The 547-nt window shown below is 67.9% G+C and carries 1 protein-coding gene; it reads left to right on the forward strand.

Annotation, left to right across the window (positions count from 1 at the left end):
- Nucleotides 1–547 (forward strand): calcium-binding protein (locus AB4048_RS28955; protein WP_442205367.1); only part of this gene is annotated, 547 nt, incomplete at both ends.

Here is a 547-nt window from a genome sequence, read left to right on the forward strand (position 1 = left end):
CGACGGCCAAGACACGCTTGACGGCGGCCTCGGCGACGACACCATCCGCGGCGGCAACGATAACGACGTCATCAACGGCGGCGGCGGCAACGACCAGCTCTACGGCGAAGCCGGTGACGACACCATCAACGGCAATGACGGCGACGACACGCTCGACGGCGGCACCGGCAACGACACGATGGCCGGCGGCACCGGCAACGACACCTATGTGGTCGACAGCCCCGACGATGTCGTCACGGAAAATCCGGGCGAAGGCACCGACACGGTGCAGTCGTCGATCGACTACACCGCACCTGACGGTGTCGAGAACGTCGTATTGACCGGCCCGGCAAACACCGATGCCACCGGCAACGATGCCGACAACGCGCTCACCGGAAACAGCGGCGACAACACGCTCGACGGCGGCCTCGGCGACGACACGCTCTCGGGTGGCGACGGCCAGGACACGCTCAACGGCGGYGACGGCAACGACGTCATCGACGGCGGCGACGGCAACGACAGCGTCAACGGCGGCGCCGGCGACGACAGCGTCAACGGCGGTACCGGC

Origin of the sequence: Rhizobium sp. RAF56 (genome assembly GCF_052113965.1) — a bacterium.
In the GTDB taxonomy this organism is placed as follows: domain Bacteria; phylum Pseudomonadota; class Alphaproteobacteria; order Rhizobiales; family Rhizobiaceae; genus Rhizobium.